The following is a 16,080-nucleotide window of genomic DNA, read 5'->3' as shown; positions in this document are numbered from 1 at the left end:
TTATAAGTTCTTTTTTGATGGTGCAGGCGATCTTTCGCTCACCCATTCATTACCCACCTTAAGAATCGGGCAATTATCAGACAAATCCATATCAATCTTTACATGTTCCGTTTCGGCATGGCTATTGAGTTCGCCACAGTAGTAGAACAGGAACCTAGACACTTCGCTTGAAGACATCGCCTTGCAATCGCCTGCAGAAACATCAAGCACCTTGATGACATTCTCGGTAATTTCTGTTACGACATAGGCGGCAGACAAACCATCGCTATACACATTGAACGTATAAAGTCCACAATTTTCGTCCAAAGTTTCGTTCTTTATCGCACTGATGATTTGTGGATACATCGCAAATGCCATCGGGAAATATTCTTCCAGCGCATCGACATTCTGCTTTACAATTTTGTGCGGCCAAGGAGAATCAAATTCGGGCGTCATCGGCGGATTCGGTTCTTGTGTATGAGCATCATTGTTTTGACCAATTGATGTCGACATAACACCACTGTCAAAAGAGACCGACTTGAGATTGAGCAAATCCAAGTAATAGTCTAGCGTATTCGGCTTTGCTGATCCTTCAACAGGTCTTTCGGAACTACTAGAACCATCTTCTATTTTACCTGGATTCACAGAACTGCTAGAATTATTATTCACATCAACACCTGTAGAAGAACTAGTGGCTCCCGGAAGCGAGCTATCTGAAGATTCTGCATGTGAGCTACTAGATTTTTTGGAGCTGCTGGATACGGCCTTCGAACTGCTGGACGATTTTGCAGTAGAACTCGACGATTTTACAGAACTACTAGATTTTTCGGAGCTACTCGAAACTGCACGCGAGCTGCTAGATTTTTCGACATCCTTAGATTCATTGGAAGAACTAGACAATTCCTCTTCAGAGCTAGAGGAATCCTCATAAGCCATTTCGTTCGTCTCTTCGGACGTACCTGCAATTTTTTCCGAAGAACACCCGACAAAGAAACTCAACGAAAAGATTACCGTGAGCGTTATAAGTTCATACAAACTACACTTCTTCATTTTCGTTCTCCTTCACGTTTTTCGTCAGGGGGAATAATTGCAAATTCAATCGATAAACTTGTTCAATATTCTTTTCTTCGGCGGCGATGGCAATAATCTGGCGACGGCATTCATTCAGTACACATTCGATTTTGTGGAATGACTCGCGCGAAAGCCCCATGGTCACTCCACTAAAATTACGAATTTCCTTGGGGAGTTCAAGCGCCGAAGTCGCAAGTTTGGACATTTGGCGGTGCATATTCCTCATGGCAAGTCGCGTTGCATCCGTTGTGCCCTTGATCGAAGTTTCGGACTGGACAAAATTGTCTTCGTCTTTTTTCAGGAGTCCCGATTTCGTGAGGAAATCGAGGGAATCGCGAACTTCCGCAGCAGAAATTTGCGGATAACACATCTTCGCCATTTCGCCCGGAGTGGCGCCCGGCATAATCGGGGCAAGTTCCCTGACAACCGAGTTGTGCCAAGTATCGTAATACTTGAAGAACTCGCCTTCAATCGTACGGACTTTGTACGTCTTTGCGATGGAAAGCATTTCTTCGTAGGCGGCTTTTTTACTTTCTTCTGTTTCCGCCTGGCCGAACTTGACCATCGCCCTGAAATAATCCATCTCGAAACCAGCAAGTCCCATGGCGGCACCTGTGCGTTCTACACCAATACGGCTCAACTTGCTTTTACCGTCGCAAACAACCTTCATGTACGAGGGAGAACTAAACCCTGCGTTCTTGGAGAATTCTCTCCAAGAGAACGCGGAACAGCGCTTGCGTTCCTCGTAGTAATCACGCATGAACATGCGGAAATCGGTATATTCGACGATCGGTTTCATATTAAAAAATATAAAACCGTAATTTTCAAAAATCAAGTCTTTTTATGCTACAAAATTAAAGATTTTTGCAAAATTTAAGCATTTTTCTAAAAATTTCGCACAAAAATTTTGCATATACTACATCATGTAGCATATAGAGAATCTATTATAGCAACACTTCTTCATCCGTCATTCCCCTAACGGGGCTTGACTGCTGCGGTTATCCAATACGAACGCAAGCGTTCGTGCAGTCTAACCTTGCACGTCTTTCCGAACGAAGTGAGGAATCCAGTTAAGTTTATTTATGCTTTACAAGACTTTACTGGATTGACGGCTACGCCGTCCGAGGCTTCGGCTCAAAAATAAGCCTGCAAGCAGTCTTGCTTTGTTCGCCTCGCACTCGTTTCTTCGGGGTAACCCCCTCAGGATGACAGCGCTGAAGATAACAGGCATCAGGATGACGTAAAAAAGGCATGGCAGCGAAAAAAAGCTTATTCTAGCGCTTGGCGGGCGGCTTCTTCGGCATGGATGATGGTCGTGTCGTACACGGGGAGCACGCTATCCTCTGCGGAGATGAGCATGCCGATTTCCGTGCAACCAAGAATCACGCATTCAGCACCACGTTCTTTCAAACTTTCAATGATACGCTGGTATTCTGCACGCGATGCATCGAGAACCTTACCCAAACAGAGTTCATTGAAAATCACATTGTTCACAATTTCAATATCCGGAGCATCCGGCACAATCACTTCGAGGCCAGCGCTCTTAAGGCGATCCTTGATAAAGTTCTGTGTCATCGTGAATTTAGTGCCGAGCAGTGCGACTTTCGTAAAGCCATCGCGAATAACGCTTGTTGCAGCCGCATCGGCAATGTGCAGAATCGGAATATGAATTTCACGTTCGATTTGCGGTACAAGCTTGTGCATCGTATTCGTTGCAATCACGATAAAGTCCGCCCCCGCACGTTCAAGGCGTTTAGCAGCATCAGCAAGAATCGCCGCATTGCCATCCCAATTGCCAATGGACATATTTGCCTCGAGTTCTGCAAAATCGACACTGTACATCAAGATTTTTGCGCTGTGGAAACCGCCCAATGCGCTGACAATTTCTTTATTCAAAACTTCATAGTACGTGATTGTACTTTCCCAGCTCATGCCGCCAATCAAACCAATCGTCTTCATAAATTTCTCCGTTAACATCCATTAAAGGCTAATATTCATTAGCCAAACACAACGCAATAATAACTAATATTTTTCAAAACGTCAAAAAAAGACAAGACTTTACTGGATGGGGCAAAGCCCCAACTCTTTGGCTCGGTTATGACCATGCAAGCATGGTCGCAACATTGACGCTTTGCGTCTTGCTAAACGGCTCAGCCATGCCCGTGCAAGCACGGTCGCGGCATTCGCCTTGGGACATACTCGCCTTCTGAGTAGTCTTCCGCCTTTGGCGTCAGAATGCCAACGCCGTAAATAATAGGCGTCAGGATGACATTTTACGGAAGGGTAACAACTTCGCGGTCCAAGGACTTAAATACGTCTTTGGATGAAATCACTTTGCCCATGGCTACATCACGGCCATTTTGGGCTAGCAACTTGATGATTTTTAAACGTTCACGCGCAACCTGAATTGCGTCCATAAAAAATCTCCTTCTATCAAAGCTCCCAACAGCCAATTAAAAAATAAAATAAATTAACAAAAACGTCAAACATATTTATGTATATTACGTAATAATAAAGGGGGAAAAATGAATCATTCAAATAACGCATCTGCAATTTTTCCAATAACATTATTTATCATTGCAGCGTTTTTCACAGGTTGCGACGAAGATAGTGTCAGTGCACCAGCGCCAGAACCTGCCCCCGCTGTTTCATATACATCATCCTCCGTATCATATACCAATTTATCGTCATCCGAGACCTCATCTTCCTGCATTTCTTCATCTGAAGTCGCGATATCAGGCTTTTCGTCTTCGAGCGTTATAGAGCAAAACCCCTCATCAAGTACACCATCATTAAGCGCAACATCGTCGAGCGATGCGTTGAAAAAAGTTTCATCCTCCAGCAAGCAACCCCCCGAAACAAAAGTATTGAGCAGTTCTACAGCACCAAGTTCAGCAAGAACAAACTGCATTACCTACACGAATTCCTTTGATCCTGACGCATACAACGAAGATCCCGAATGTGTCATTTTACAGCTCACATCAGGAGTGGTAGACGCGCTTATCAAGCAAGGCTTAGATTCTGCCGCAGCACTTAACTCTGCCAAGCTAAAACTTTATTCCATATTCTCCCTAGACACACTGCTACAACACCGGTCTTTACATTCCACATCTATCGGCTATACATTTTCACATTTAATCCCTCCCGACAACGATTCTTCAAAGACGAGAAGCGATTTCATCGAGAAATTTACGAAAGGCGAGACCTTTGACGAGACATTTATATGTTCCGTCTATGAAAATTTTTCTATCGAGAAATTCCTAAGCATAATCACCCCGACATCAACCTGGGGAGATTACGGAAGATACAGCACCAATTACGCCGTTCAAGAACCGCAATACATTTTAAGAAACTTGTGGAGACATTGCGGACAACTCCCCTATTGCGACTCCACCAATAACGAACTATTCAAGACATACCGTTGCAGTTCGGACAAGGTCAATTGCAAAGACAACGGCAAGGATTTCGTCTGCGCCTACAACAGTTGGAGAACGCCAAACGCAAAGGAATACGAAACACACGACAAGGAATGCACAGCAAACAATACGCGCTTTCCGAGCGATTCGTTCCCAAGCGAGTTCTACATTTGCTACGAAGGGCGGTGGTACCTTTCTAGAGACAATCTCGTCGATAGCCTGCCTCAGGAATACTTTTTCAACGAGAACATCAAATACGATACATTGACCGATCCGAGAGACGGCAAGAAATACAGAACCGTCGTTTTCGAGAACCAAGTCTGGATGGCCGAAAACATCAACTACTACAGCGAAAGCGACTCCCTCATCAAGAATTTCAGCAAATGCGCACAAAAAATCGGTTGCAGATACGGGCGCTTCTACAATGCCGACGCCGCCACCCACGCATGCCCCGAAGGCTGGCACCTGCCAAAAGAAGCGGACGTTTCCAGCTGGGATGAAATGCCCTACGACGAAGCGACCGTTTTCTTGCCAAAACTATTTTCACGCCTGACTGGCGAACGCGGCGCGAAAAATGAATCCGGACTTTCCCTTTTATCCATCAATGCTGTCGATCCGTATGGTTGGGATTATATCGGCGTGACATACGGATACTTTTGGGTAGATTCAAGAAAAGAATTTTACATCGCCACAACGCATGCCAACTTCAGCAATGTTGACCCGCGCGAAAAAGGGCAATTCCTCCCCGTCCGGTGTATAAAGGATTAGGATAAGGACTTGAATTTAGGAATAAGAAAATCGGCTTTTTATCGCCGATTTTCTTTTGTGTAGTCGCAATGAGATAAACCTCTTAGTCTTCCACTTTATTCGAGACTTTCTTGAATATGAGCCGGTGGGTAATAGTCATATAGCTGGCATCCGTCACCGTCTCCATCGTCATCGTAATTCCATCCGTCGCTACTTGCGCCGTATATTTATTTCCAGAAGCATCGGAGTAGGTGAACGTACCATTCTTGCTGTTATAGGAATAGCTAAACGAATCGGTCGAGCCATTACGTGCTATATAGTCTATAGAGCCATCGGAATAGACGTTCATTGACTGGCCAACGCAATAGTCATCTTCAACCTCGCTGTCCACACATTCCTCGGAAGATCCACCCCAAATTTCAGTGCACATTTTCTTGTTCGTAATCTTGTGGATGTAAAGTTCCGTCGTAACAGTCCACTTTCCACGGACATCATTTGGGAATTTACCACCCTTCGCCACGGAAGAAGAAGACTTCACTACAGCCTTACTCGAAGAGCTCCTGCCGTATTTTTTCGAAGAGGAACTTTTCACCTGGCTTTCACGAATTTCCTTTTCATTCAATTTTCCTTCTAGTTTGATATCTTTACCAGGCTTGGCATCTACCGACTGAGTGAATTTTTTCCCGTTTTCATCAACAAAGGAAACAACATGTTCACCACCTTCTTTAAGCACAATCTCGTGATCGCCTTTATCATTGACACCCAAGGCTATAGTCACCTTGCCGGTCTCATTTGAAATAGCAACAGTCATTTTACCATCTTTAAGGGCCGTTTCACCTTTATCTGTAAAGGTCACTGTCGAAGATGCGGCATCAGTCAAAGAACTATTATCATCTAAGATTTTTTTGGTCAAGTTGGAAATAGCTTCCACATCTTCACCCAACATTTCAGAAGCCTTTTTCACATCGTCATAATCTTCGATAAAGACATCTAGGACCTTATCCTTTAATTCGTCCGCAGACATATCCTTACCCTGAGTAATGATAGTATTGATTTTTTCCGCAGTCTCTATTTTACCCATGGCATCCGTAACGGCGTCAGGCAAAGCGGTCTTTAGGATTTCCACTTCAAAGGCCGCGGCCTTTTCTGACAATTCCACTCCAGTTTTTGCCACCGTCTTATTGATAAATTCCGCTTCTTCAGCAAAGGAGCTTTCTGTATTATAGTACATTCTGTTGTATATCTGGAGCGAGGCGTCATCGTAATCCCCGTTATTAAATTTTTTCCACCAGCTCAGATAATCCGTTTCCCCTCTCTTTTGATTAGCATCAAGGCCATCGAAAAGAATTTTCAGTTGATTTTTATCCTTCAGTTCGCCAGCAACCGCCATGGCCTTTTCGCGGGTCGCCTTGCCACACCCTCTTAGGGAACGGAAGAAATCCCTCATGGCGTAGAAAAGGCCCACTTTCTGGAGGGCAGCCGGAGTTTCGCTCATAAAAGCCTGCTTACTGTCTATACGCGACAAGGCAGACTCGTATTCATCAGCCTTTTCACTCATTTTGGTCAACACACCAAAAAACTCCCCAGCTTCGCTACTATCCACATTATCGGTGAACAGTCCCTTGCTAGAAGCCATGAAGGCTATGGGAGCAACCTTGATGTATTCGGTGTAGTAGGCGAATTCGGCCAGGTTTCCCAGATCGCTTTGGGCGTCCTTCGTTTCGAGGTAGCCGACCAGAGAATCCCCACCATTTCCAGAAACACCACCACCGCCGCCACAGGCGTTGAGGGTAGCAATGAAGGCAGCCACAGCTGCAGAGAAAAATATGTTTTTAGTAATATTCATATAAGCAATATATCATAATTTTCAAAAAAGTTTACAATAATTCATTTTTTTCGCATTTGCTCCGTTTGGAGACTATTTTCACACGTTTTTCTTAGTTTACATCATTTTATTTTGCCCTTATGAGCACTATTCAAAATTTTTATATATTTGTTACGGTTTATTGAAACGAAAGCCAGGGAGCCTCAAAACATAGAGACGACCTAATAAAAGAGATTGATTAATGGCAGCTACGAAATATACAGAAGACAGCATCAAATCCCTAGAGTGGCATGAACACATCCGTCTGCGCCCCGGTATGTACATCGGTAAACTTGGCGACGGACAAAGCCCGGACGACGGCATTTATGTGCTCGTCAAGGAAATTATCGACAACTCCATCGACGAATTCGTGATGGGTGCCGGCAAGAAGATTGAAATCAATATTGACGACCATGCAGCACGCGTGCGCGACTACGGGCGCGGCATTCCGCTGGGTAAGGTCATCGACTGCGTGTCGAAGATCAACACGGGTGGTAAGTACGATTCCGAAGCGTTCCAGAAATCCGTCGGCTTGAACGGCGTAGGTACAAAGGCTGTGAACGCTCTTTCTACCAAATTCATTGTCAAAAGCTACCGCGATGGCCGCATGAAGCAGGCCGAATTCTGCCGCGGCGTGCTAGTGCAGGACTATAAGGAATGCGCCACAAACGAAAAGAACGGTACCGAAATTTACTTTGAACCGGATGCCGACATTTTCAAGAATTACCGTTTTCTCCCGGCCTACATGGAAGAAAAGGTCTGGAACTACGCCTACTTGAACAACGGCCTCCAGCTCGTGATGAACGACAAGGTCTACACGAGCCCGAACGGTCTTTTGGACCTCTTGAACAAGCACGTGGACGATTCCATCCGCTACCCGGTCATCCACTTCAAGGGTAAGGATATCGAATGCGCGTTCACGCACGGCAACCAGTACGGCGAACACTACTACAGCTTTGTGAACGGTCAGCATACCACGCAGGGCGGTACCCACCAGCAGGCATTCCGCGAAGGTGTCGTCAAAGGCGCCCGTGATCACTTCAAGAAGGACCTCGATCCGGCCGACGTGCGCAACTGCATCATCGGTGCAATTTCCGTGCGCATCCAGGAACCGGTGTTCGAATCGCAGACCAAGACAAAGCTCGGCTCGACGACGGTCGCTCCGGGTGGCGCCCAGCTGCGCTCCTGGGTCGTGGATTACGTAGCAAGCGAATTCGACAACTTCTTGCACAAGAATCCCGAAACCGAAAAAGCACTCCTCAACCGCATCACGCAGAACGAACGTGAACGCAAGGAAATCGCAGGCATCAAGAAGCTCGCGAACGAACGCGCCAAGAAGGCGAACTTGCACAACCGCAAGCTTCGCGACTGCAAGATCCACCTCACCGACGTCAAAAACGCGCTCAACCGCGAATCGATGATTTTCATTACAGAAGGTGACTCTGCATCCGGCTCTATCACCAAGGCCCGTAACGTGCAGACGCAAGCCGTGTTCAGCTTGCGCGGTAAGCCGCTCAACAGCTTTGGCATGACGAAGAAGGTCGTGTACGAAAACGAAGAATTCAACTTGTTGCAGCATGCCCTCGACATCGAAAACGGTCTCGAGAACTTGCGTTACGACAAAGTGATTATCGCGACCGATGCTGATGTGGACGGTATGCACATTCGCCTTTTGCTCATGACGTTCTTCTTGCAGTTCTTCCCGGAACTCGTGGAACAGAAGCACTTGTACATCTTGCAGACGCCGCTTTTCCGCGTGCGCAACAAGCAGGTGACCAAGTACTGCTACGATGAAGCAGAACGCGACAAGGCCGCCAAGGAAATCGGCAAGACCGGTCTCGAGATTACACGATTCAAAGGTCTTGGCGAAATCAGCCCGGAAGAATTCGGACAGTTCATCAACGAGGACATGCGCCTTGAAACAGTGAGCATTCCGCCCGACGCTTCGCTCGGCAAGATGCTGGAATACTATATGGGCAACAACACGCCTATGCGCCAGGAACACATCGTGCTGAACCTGAGAGCAGAAGCAGTCGAAGAACTGTAAGCGGCATCACTGCGGCCAACCGCAGTCAACGTCATTCTGAGCCCGGTAAGGGCGATATAGAATTGTTAGCAACTTGTTGCTTTACAATTCTTAGGTTCGTAGGAGCAGAATCCAGTCAAATAATTAACTGGATCCTTCGCTACGCTCAGGATGACGAGATGCAGCCTCAGGATGACGAGACGCAGGTCAAAATGACTAGAAACGAAAAAATCCCGCTTGAAGCGGGATTTTTTTCGTTTTTAAAAGGAGATGCCCTCTCAGAGGCGGGCATGACATATGACTTACACTTTGTGGAGTGTCTGCGTCTTGGGACCTTTCACGCCGGCAGGGAGGATCATCATGACTTTTTCCATGCGGGTGCCGTCCATGCGCAGAACGCGGAACGTATAGCCCTGGATCTTGACTTCGGCGCCCGGCGACGGGATGATTCCAAGCGTTGCCTGGATGAGTCCGGAGAGCGTTTCCACGTGGGAATTCTCAGGCGGTTTGAGTTCCACATCGAGTTCGTATTCCAAATCCGAGAGCGTCATCAGCGGGTCGAGAATGTAGCGTCCGTCCTTCAACTTCTGCACGTCCTCGTCTTCGTCCATGTCGTCTTCGTCGCGGATTTCACCGACGATTTCTTCGAGAATATCTTCGAGCGTCACAAGGCCAGCCGTGCCGCCGTATTCGTCCACGACAATCGCGAGCTGGTTACCCGTCTTGCGGAGTTCCGTCAAAAGATCATCAATCTTCTTGTGGTACGGCACGTAGACCGGCGGCATCACGAGCTTCATCAAGTCAAACGGTTCGTCGCGATGTTCCGTGTACCATTCCAAGAAGTCGCGGTTCGAAAGGATACCGACAATGTTGTCGACCGTTTCCTTGTACACCGGCAAACGGGAATGGCGTTCGTTGTTCAACACCTTCACCAAGTCCTCAAGCGACGTGTCCACATCAATCGCGCACATGTCCACACGCGGCGTCATGATTTCGCGCACCGGCGTTTCCACGAAGTCGAAGATATTGAGGATCATCTGGCGTTCTTCTTTTTCGAGGCCCTCGCCTTCAGAGAGCGAAGCATCCGAAAGGTCCGCCTGCACAGCGTCGCGGCGTTCTTCGGGCAAGAAGCTGAGCTTGGCATCGTAACCGAGAGCGTCCAAAAGCTTGAGGTAAATCGTATGGCAAACGCGGCCCACCGGCACGAACGGCATGCGGATAAGCCTGTACAGCGGCACAAGCACCACAGACAAAGTATCCGGCTTCAAGTTGCCAATCAGGTTCGGGCAGAAGATGGTCACTATATAAATCACGGCACAGGCGCAAAGCATGTACGCCATGATCCCGAGCAGCCAGAAGTCGTGCGTCCACTGCCACGGAGCATTCGAGAACAGATAAAATCCGAACACGCCAATGCCCACGTCCGAGAAGATTCGTCCGATGGAAACGGTTTCGTTGTAGCCTCGGTTTTCGACAATCTTTGCAATCTTCGCTTCGCGGTCCGTGCGGTCGTGGTCTTCACGCTTGGCATAGATGGCGGCAAAGACCGCCTTGATTAAAGTAAACGATGCCGAAACTAAAAGAAAGAAAACGAGAAGAACAATCGCAATGGTGTTCGTATCACCCATTTTCCATGCTCTCCTTGTCCTTGTACGGATCCAGTCCCAAGAACTCGCATTCGCGGGCACGCATCACCTTGCGGTCGGCAGCCTTGATATGGTCGTACCCCGACAGGTGGAGTAGTCCGTGAACAATCACGCGCTTCATCTCGGCAAAAAAGCTATTGCCGTACTGCGGGGCCTGGCGCTTGACCTGGTCCCTGGCGATGTAGATTTCGCCGAGCATCTCTTCTTCGCCCGGGATTTCTTCGTGCCATTCGAACGAAAGCACGTCCGTCACCTTGTCGAGCCCGCGGTAGTTCTTGTTCATCTCGCGAACGAACTCGTCGGTGCAGAGCACGATGTTGACGTTGTTCTCCGTGCCTTCTTCGGCAAGGAGCTTACGGGCCATAGCTTCGAACTTATCCTTCCACGGGAAGGACTCGATATTCCCCTCGCACAGGAAATCGATAGTGTAGTCTTTCTTTTTACTAGCAGGGTCTGGCATTAAATGTTATACCACTTTTTTAAGACGTTGATAATGGCTTCGGCTTGCGCCTTGCCTGTAATCTTGAACTTGCCTTGGGGCTTGAACGTGCCTTGCATCTTGCGGTAACGGCGCAGAGAGACCTTCGGTTCGCTGAACTCGCCCGTTTTCGGGTCACGGTCCTGGTAGAAGAACATCACGGTCGGCCAGGCGCCCTTCGAAAGGACTTCCTTGCTCAATTCCTTGATGACGACTTCGCCGGTTTCTTCGTCAGTGTATTCGACGGTCAAATCTTCGACTTCTGCACTCATTTTTACCTCCAATGAAACACAAGTACGATACAATTATAACATTATTATGGAGAGTGTGGGTGCACCACATCGTGGTGATGATGCTCGCAGCAGCCACCGTGGGTATGGTCGTGGCTCCCGAGAACGCGATGCGGCACTCCGTGGGCAATCAAGTCGACTTCACAACCGTAAGTGCTATGGAGCATTTCTTCGGTCAGGTTAGCCCCTTCGTGGTAATGCACGGAATGGTTCACGCAGACAACGCTCTTCACCTTGTGCGAAAGAGCCATCAGGTCGTGCGTCACGATTACAATCGTCATCGTTTCGCTAAATTCCGCAAGCATGTTGTAAAGCGCTTCAATCCCCGCAACGTCAATATTGTTGGACGGTTCATCCAAAAAGAGAATCTTCGGATTGCAGACAAGAGAACGGGCAATCAACACACGCTGGCGTTCACCGCCACTCAGTTCACCCAGACGACGGTCCAAAAAAGCGCCAATATGCACACGCTCAAGAGCAGCCTTCACTTCATCCGACTTGGGAGAAAGCCCCGCCTTGCCTGTGGCAACGCACTCGCCCACCGTAATCGGGAAATCGATATTCTTGTTCGTGTTCTGCGGCACATAGCCAATAGCCACTTTCTTTGTCGGGACCTTTTCGCCAAAAACGCGCACTGTCCCAGATGTAGGCTTCAAGAGCCCGACCATCAGTCTCATCAGTGTAGACTTGCCACCGCCATTCGGCCCGATAATAGCAACAAAGTCATTTTCGTCAATAGATAAGTTCACGTCCGTAAGCACGGGCGACTTACCATAGCCAAACGAAAGATTTTTGATGTCAATGGCAAACATTACTTTTCACCAGCTGCTTTAAGAGCATCGACAAACGTCTGTATATTAGCGAGGAAATCAGCCGCAAGCGGGTCTGTTTCGACCACAACGGCACCAAGTTCCTTTGCAATCGTTTCTGCAGCGCGCTTGCTAAACTGGGGCTGCACAAAAACAGTCTTTACATCGTTCTTGCGACCAACCTGAATAAGCTTAGCCAAGTCCTTCGGCTTTGGCTCCTTGCCATTCACCTCAATCGAATACTGCGTAAGATTATAATCGTTTGCCAGATACCCATACGACGGGTGGAACACAATAAACGAGCGACGGTTCAAGGGCAGGCCCACAACGGCCCCCACAATCTTACGATCCGCCCTGCGCAAAATTTCCTGCGTACTCATGAATCGATTCGTATAGTACGCGATATGATCCGGATCCAGAGCCTTAAAGGATTCGTAGATATTCAAGGCCAAAAGTTGCAAACGCATCGGAGAAGTCCAAATATGCGGATCAAGTTCATTTTCATCATCATGATGGTGGTGATGATGATCGTCATGCTCCGCCTTCATCCATTTAATATTTCTGGAAATATCAATAACCTTGACATTCTTGTTCGCACCCAAGAAGCGAGGCAACCAGGCCTTGTCCAAGCCAGAGCCATCCGTAAAGTAAGCCTCAGCCAACGAAAAAGCCTTGATCACGGCAGGCTTCGGTTCGTAATTGTGCGGGTCTGCCCCCGGCGGCAAAAGCGTCACCACGTTCACGCGGGCACCGCCAAGCATCTTTAACAGAGTCGCATAAGGCTGCAAAGAAACTGCAACTGTAATTTCTTTTTCGCTGGCAAACAGAACCGCAGCCGGGAGAACAACAAGCAGCAGCAAAAGACGTGCTATACGACGCATTATTTTTTTCCTTCTAAAAAGGCGTTGAAATCAATTTCACTAACATTATTGACAATAAATTCGGGCTTCACGTCGAGATGCTCGACATCCGCCATTTTCGATTCGCCGCACAAGGGCAGCACAAATCGACAGCCGGAACGTTTTGCAAGTTCAAAGTCCGTATAAAGTCGGTCACCCACAAACAAGATTTCTTCGGGACGGTAAAGTTTCAAAAGTCCCGAAAGCATTGCCGGATTCGGCTTGCCAAAGCTCATCTCGGGTTCGACGCCGTAAGCCGTCTTGAGGAGAGCCATGAAGCTACCGATATCGGGCACCGGGCCGCGTTCATCAGGGCAGACAAAATCCGTATGCGTGACCCAGAACGGGATACCGCGCTGCACGCGGAAAGAGAGCTCACAAAGTTCACGATAATCAAAGCTATTGTGGTAAGCAACAAGTACGAGTTCGGTTTCTTCGACCGAAGGGCGCAAATTGAGACTCGGGTCCTGTGCTGCAAACCATTCGTACACTTCCGGGTTCGCAAAGAAAAAGACGTTCTTGATCTTGCGTTCGTGAATCGCATCGAGCGAGAGGTACAGCGCCGAGATGATAGAATCATCAGCCAGCGGAAGCCCCATGACCTTGAGGCGGTTTTCGTAAAAGACCGGAGACTTGCTCGTGTTGTTGCTCAAGTAATAGACCGGCACGCGCTTAGAGACGCGATTGACCGTTTCGACCGCACCAGGGTATGGACGGCCACTCAAATAGAGAGTTCCGTCTAAATCGAAGACAACAGCTTTTACTTTTTTCACGGGATGCAATATAGAAATTTTCTATTTTAGCGTACATGAAAACTCCCGACAGTCGTTTCTATTGCCCGCTCATTAGCGTTGGCACCATTATCTTGGATGAAAATGAAAGCAGCCATGCCGTACGCGTTTGCCGTGCAACAAATGGCGATACGCTACAGCTCTGCGACGGCCTCGGGCATTATGCCGATGCAACAATCACCAAGGCCGATTCCAAAGCCTGCGAAGTCCGCGTAGATACAGTCGAAGACGCCCCGTTCAAGCGTCCGCGCCTAAATCTTGGCATCTCCTGCCTCAAGGATGACGCCCTCGAAGAGGTCGTTTTCCATGCGGCACAGACCGAAACGGACAGCATCATCTTTTTGCGTACGGACTACTCGCAAGAGCCCAAGAACTCCGACCTGAAAAAGACAGTTCGACGCGCTGAGCTCAAATCGCTCGTGAGCCTCAAGCAATCCAAGAAGCCCTGGATGACGCGCATCGAAGGGCCGATTGAATTCGACAAGTGGCTCAAGGATTATCAGGGAGACTTGATTCTCTGCGATATCGATGGAGAACGCAAGTTGGATTTGGGTGAAGGCTCCGCAGATGGAACGCCCGCCAAGCCGATTACTTTACTTGTAGGCCCGGAAGGCGGATTTTCGCCACGAGAAATAGAAGCAATAAAGACCTTCCAGAACGGGAAGGTCTACTTGCTGAACTTGGGCAATACGCGACTCCGCGCAAGAACTGCAGCAGTCATTGCGCTCGGGAAGATACTGTAAAAACGGGGTTTCGCCTGTAATTGTCATTCCGGCCTCCGAGCCGGAATCACCTTACACAATTACAAAGTCACCTTGACTTTTTCGCGCATAGCCATGACAGTCGCCTTGGCTTCTTCGACAGTGTCGCGGCGAGCAAGGAGAACGCCCATACGGCGGTGGCCCTTGAGTTCCGGCTTTCCGAACAAGCGAAGACCCGTATCCGGTTCTGCAAGAACTTCTTCCAAGCCGCTGAACTTTACGTGGTCAGAATTGCCATCGACAACGATTGCCTTCGAGGCGCTCGGGCCGTGGAATGCGATGTTCGGGATCGGGAGACCAAGAATGGCGCGTGCGTGCAAAGCAAATTCGGAGAGGTCCTGAGAAATGAGCGTCACCATGCCCGTATCGTGCGGACGCGGAGAGACTTCGCTGAACAAGACCTCGTCCTTGCAAACAAAAAGTTCCACACCAAAGATGCCGCGACCGCCAAGAGCGTCCGTGACTTTCTTTGCAATCACCTTTGCCTGTTCCAAGAGTTCCGGCTTCATCGGCTGCGGCTGCCAAGATTCCTGATAGTCGCCGCCCACTTGATGGTGACCAATCGGTTCCAAGAAGCTGGTGCCGCCCACATGGCGGACCGTGAGCAAAGTAATTTCGTAATCGAAAGGCACAAAGCCTTCGACAATCACGCGGCTGGCAGCACCAGTGCGACCACCCGTCTGGGAAATGTTCCAGGAATTTTCAATGTCGGCTTCGGTCTTGATGACGCTCTGACCGTGACCGGAAGAACTCATCACCGGCTTTACAACGCACGGGATGCCGATTTCCTTGACCGCCGCCTTGAAATCTTCGTAGTTATCCGCAAAGCGGTACGGGCTCGTCTTGAGTCCGAGCTCTTCGGCAGCCAGGCGGCGGATGCCTTCGCGGTTCATCGTGAGCTTCGTGGCCTTAGCGGTCGGAATGACGTTGTAGCCTTCCTTTTCAAGTTCCACGAGCGTGTCCGTTGCAATTGCTTCGACTTCCGGCACGATGTAGTCCGGTTTTTCCTTTTCAATGACGGCACGGAGTTCCTTGCCATCGAGCATGTTAATCACGTAGCTGCGATGAGCCACCTGCATGCCCGGAGCGTTGGCGTAACGGTCTACTGCAATCACTTCAACGCCAAGACGCATCATTTCGATGATGACTTCCTTGCCCAATTCACCAGAACCGCAAAAAAGAACCTTTGTTGCGGTAGAACTAAGAGGTGTACCGATCTCTGCCATAAAAACTCCTTGATTTTCCATCAAAATATAACTATTCAAAACAGGAGATGCCCGCCCACTGGCGGGCATGACAAGTA

General features: G+C 48.5%; 16 protein-coding genes. 3 read left to right on the top strand and 13 right to left on the bottom strand.

Annotation, left to right across the window (positions count from 1 at the left end):
- From B7991_RS05170 to B7991_RS14800, 5 genes are all read right to left on the bottom strand, one after another.
- A complete protein-coding gene (locus tag B7991_RS05170; RefSeq protein ID WP_088629898.1) occupies positions 1 to 1,029 on the bottom strand; it encodes a hypothetical protein in 1,029 nt (342 codons plus the stop codon).
- A complete protein-coding gene (locus B7991_RS05165; RefSeq protein ID WP_088629897.1) occupies positions 1,016 to 1,849 on the bottom strand; it encodes a TIGR02147 family protein in 834 nt (277 codons plus the stop codon). Before B7991_RS05165 ends, B7991_RS05170 begins: the two co-directional genes overlap by 14 nt.
- Before the next feature lie 470 nt (positions 1,850 to 2,319).
- The gene (locus B7991_RS05160) at positions 2,320 to 3,009 is read right to left on the bottom strand and encodes an aspartate/glutamate racemase family protein (RefSeq protein WP_088629896.1); all 690 of its coding nucleotides are present in this window, start codon (positions 3,007 to 3,009) and stop codon (positions 2,320 to 2,322) included.
- Between the two features lie 314 nt (positions 3,010 to 3,323).
- Positions 3,324 to 3,467, bottom strand: coding sequence for a hypothetical protein (locus tag B7991_RS14805; protein WP_173463087.1), 144 nt, complete (start codon positions 3,465 to 3,467; stop codon positions 3,324 to 3,326).
- A 113-nt stretch (positions 3,468 to 3,580) separates the two neighbouring features.
- Entirely contained in the window at positions 3,581 to 3,961 is a 381-nt protein-coding gene (locus B7991_RS14800) for a hypothetical protein (RefSeq protein ID WP_176421759.1), read from the bottom strand.
- 442 nt (positions 3,962 to 4,403) lie between these two features.
- Here B7991_RS14800 and B7991_RS14795 point away from each other — a divergent pair, with 442 nt between their 5' ends.
- Complete coding sequence (locus B7991_RS14795; RefSeq protein ID WP_176421758.1) at positions 4,404 to 5,234, top strand: FISUMP domain-containing protein; 831 nt, start codon at positions 4,404 to 4,406, stop codon at positions 5,232 to 5,234.
- An 82-nt stretch (positions 5,235 to 5,316) separates the two neighbouring features.
- Here B7991_RS14795 and B7991_RS05150 read toward each other — a convergent pair whose 3' ends face one another.
- Positions 5,317 to 7,059 carry a hypothetical protein gene (locus tag B7991_RS05150; protein ID WP_088629894.1) on the bottom strand — a complete coding sequence of 581 codons (1,743 nt, stop codon included), beginning with the start codon at positions 7,057 to 7,059 and terminating at the stop codon, positions 5,317 to 5,319.
- 220 nt (positions 7,060 to 7,279) lie between these two features.
- On the opposite strand from B7991_RS05150, the gene B7991_RS05145 reads away from it, so the two are divergent.
- Positions 7,280 to 9,124 carry a DNA topoisomerase IV subunit B gene (locus B7991_RS05145; RefSeq protein WP_088629893.1) on the top strand — a complete coding sequence of 615 codons (1,845 nt, stop codon included), beginning with the start codon at positions 7,280 to 7,282 and terminating at the stop codon, positions 9,122 to 9,124.
- Between the two features lie 281 nt (positions 9,125 to 9,405).
- On the opposite strand, the gene B7991_RS05140 is transcribed toward B7991_RS05145, so the two are convergent.
- The 6 genes from B7991_RS05140 to B7991_RS05115 are packed head-to-tail and all read right to left on the bottom strand — an operon-like array spanning position 9,406 to position 13,998.
- Positions 9,406 to 10,731, bottom strand: a complete 1,326-nt coding sequence (locus B7991_RS05140) for a hemolysin family protein (protein WP_088629892.1) — start codon at positions 10,729 to 10,731, stop codon at positions 9,406 to 9,408.
- Positions 10,724 to 11,209, bottom strand: coding sequence for an rRNA maturation RNase YbeY (gene ybeY, locus B7991_RS05135; protein WP_012820391.1), 486 nt, complete (start codon positions 11,207 to 11,209; stop codon positions 10,724 to 10,726). Before ybeY ends, B7991_RS05140 begins: the two co-directional genes overlap by 8 nt.
- Positions 11,209 to 11,499, bottom strand: a complete 291-nt coding sequence (locus B7991_RS05130; protein WP_012820392.1) for a hypothetical protein — start codon at positions 11,497 to 11,499, stop codon at positions 11,209 to 11,211. The genes ybeY and B7991_RS05130 overlap by 1 nt, the downstream gene beginning before the upstream one ends.
- Positions 11,500 to 11,543: 44 nt before the next feature.
- Positions 11,544 to 12,329, bottom strand: coding sequence for a metal ABC transporter ATP-binding protein (locus B7991_RS05125; RefSeq protein ID WP_088629891.1), 786 nt, complete (start codon positions 12,327 to 12,329; stop codon positions 11,544 to 11,546).
- Positions 12,329 to 13,207 carry a metal ABC transporter solute-binding protein, Zn/Mn family gene (locus B7991_RS05120; RefSeq protein WP_088629890.1) on the bottom strand — a complete coding sequence of 293 codons (879 nt, stop codon included), beginning with the start codon at positions 13,205 to 13,207 and terminating at the stop codon, positions 12,329 to 12,331. The genes B7991_RS05125 and B7991_RS05120 overlap by 1 nt, the downstream gene beginning before the upstream one ends.
- A complete protein-coding gene (locus B7991_RS05115; RefSeq protein WP_088629992.1) occupies positions 13,207 to 13,998 on the bottom strand; it encodes an HAD-IIA family hydrolase in 792 nt (263 codons plus the stop codon). The genes B7991_RS05120 and B7991_RS05115 overlap by 1 nt, the downstream gene beginning before the upstream one ends.
- Positions 13,999 to 14,033: 35 nt before the next feature.
- On the opposite strand from B7991_RS05115, the gene B7991_RS05110 reads away from it, so the two are divergent.
- A complete protein-coding gene (locus B7991_RS05110) occupies positions 14,034 to 14,759 on the top strand; it encodes a 16S rRNA (uracil(1498)-N(3))-methyltransferase (protein ID WP_088629889.1) in 726 nt (241 codons plus the stop codon).
- Between the two features lie 59 nt (positions 14,760 to 14,818).
- On the opposite strand, the gene purT is transcribed toward B7991_RS05110, so the two are convergent.
- Positions 14,819 to 16,003 carry a formate-dependent phosphoribosylglycinamide formyltransferase gene (purT, locus tag B7991_RS05105; protein WP_088629888.1) on the bottom strand — a complete coding sequence of 395 codons (1,185 nt, stop codon included), beginning with the start codon at positions 16,001 to 16,003 and terminating at the stop codon, positions 14,819 to 14,821.
- Between the last annotated feature and the right edge of the window lie 77 nt (positions 16,004 to 16,080).

The organism is Fibrobacter sp. UWB3 (genome assembly GCF_002210405.1).
In the GTDB taxonomy this organism is placed as follows: Bacteria; Fibrobacterota; Fibrobacteria; order Fibrobacterales; family Fibrobacteraceae; genus Fibrobacter.
This window is presented reverse-complemented; position numbering and strand designations above follow the sequence as displayed.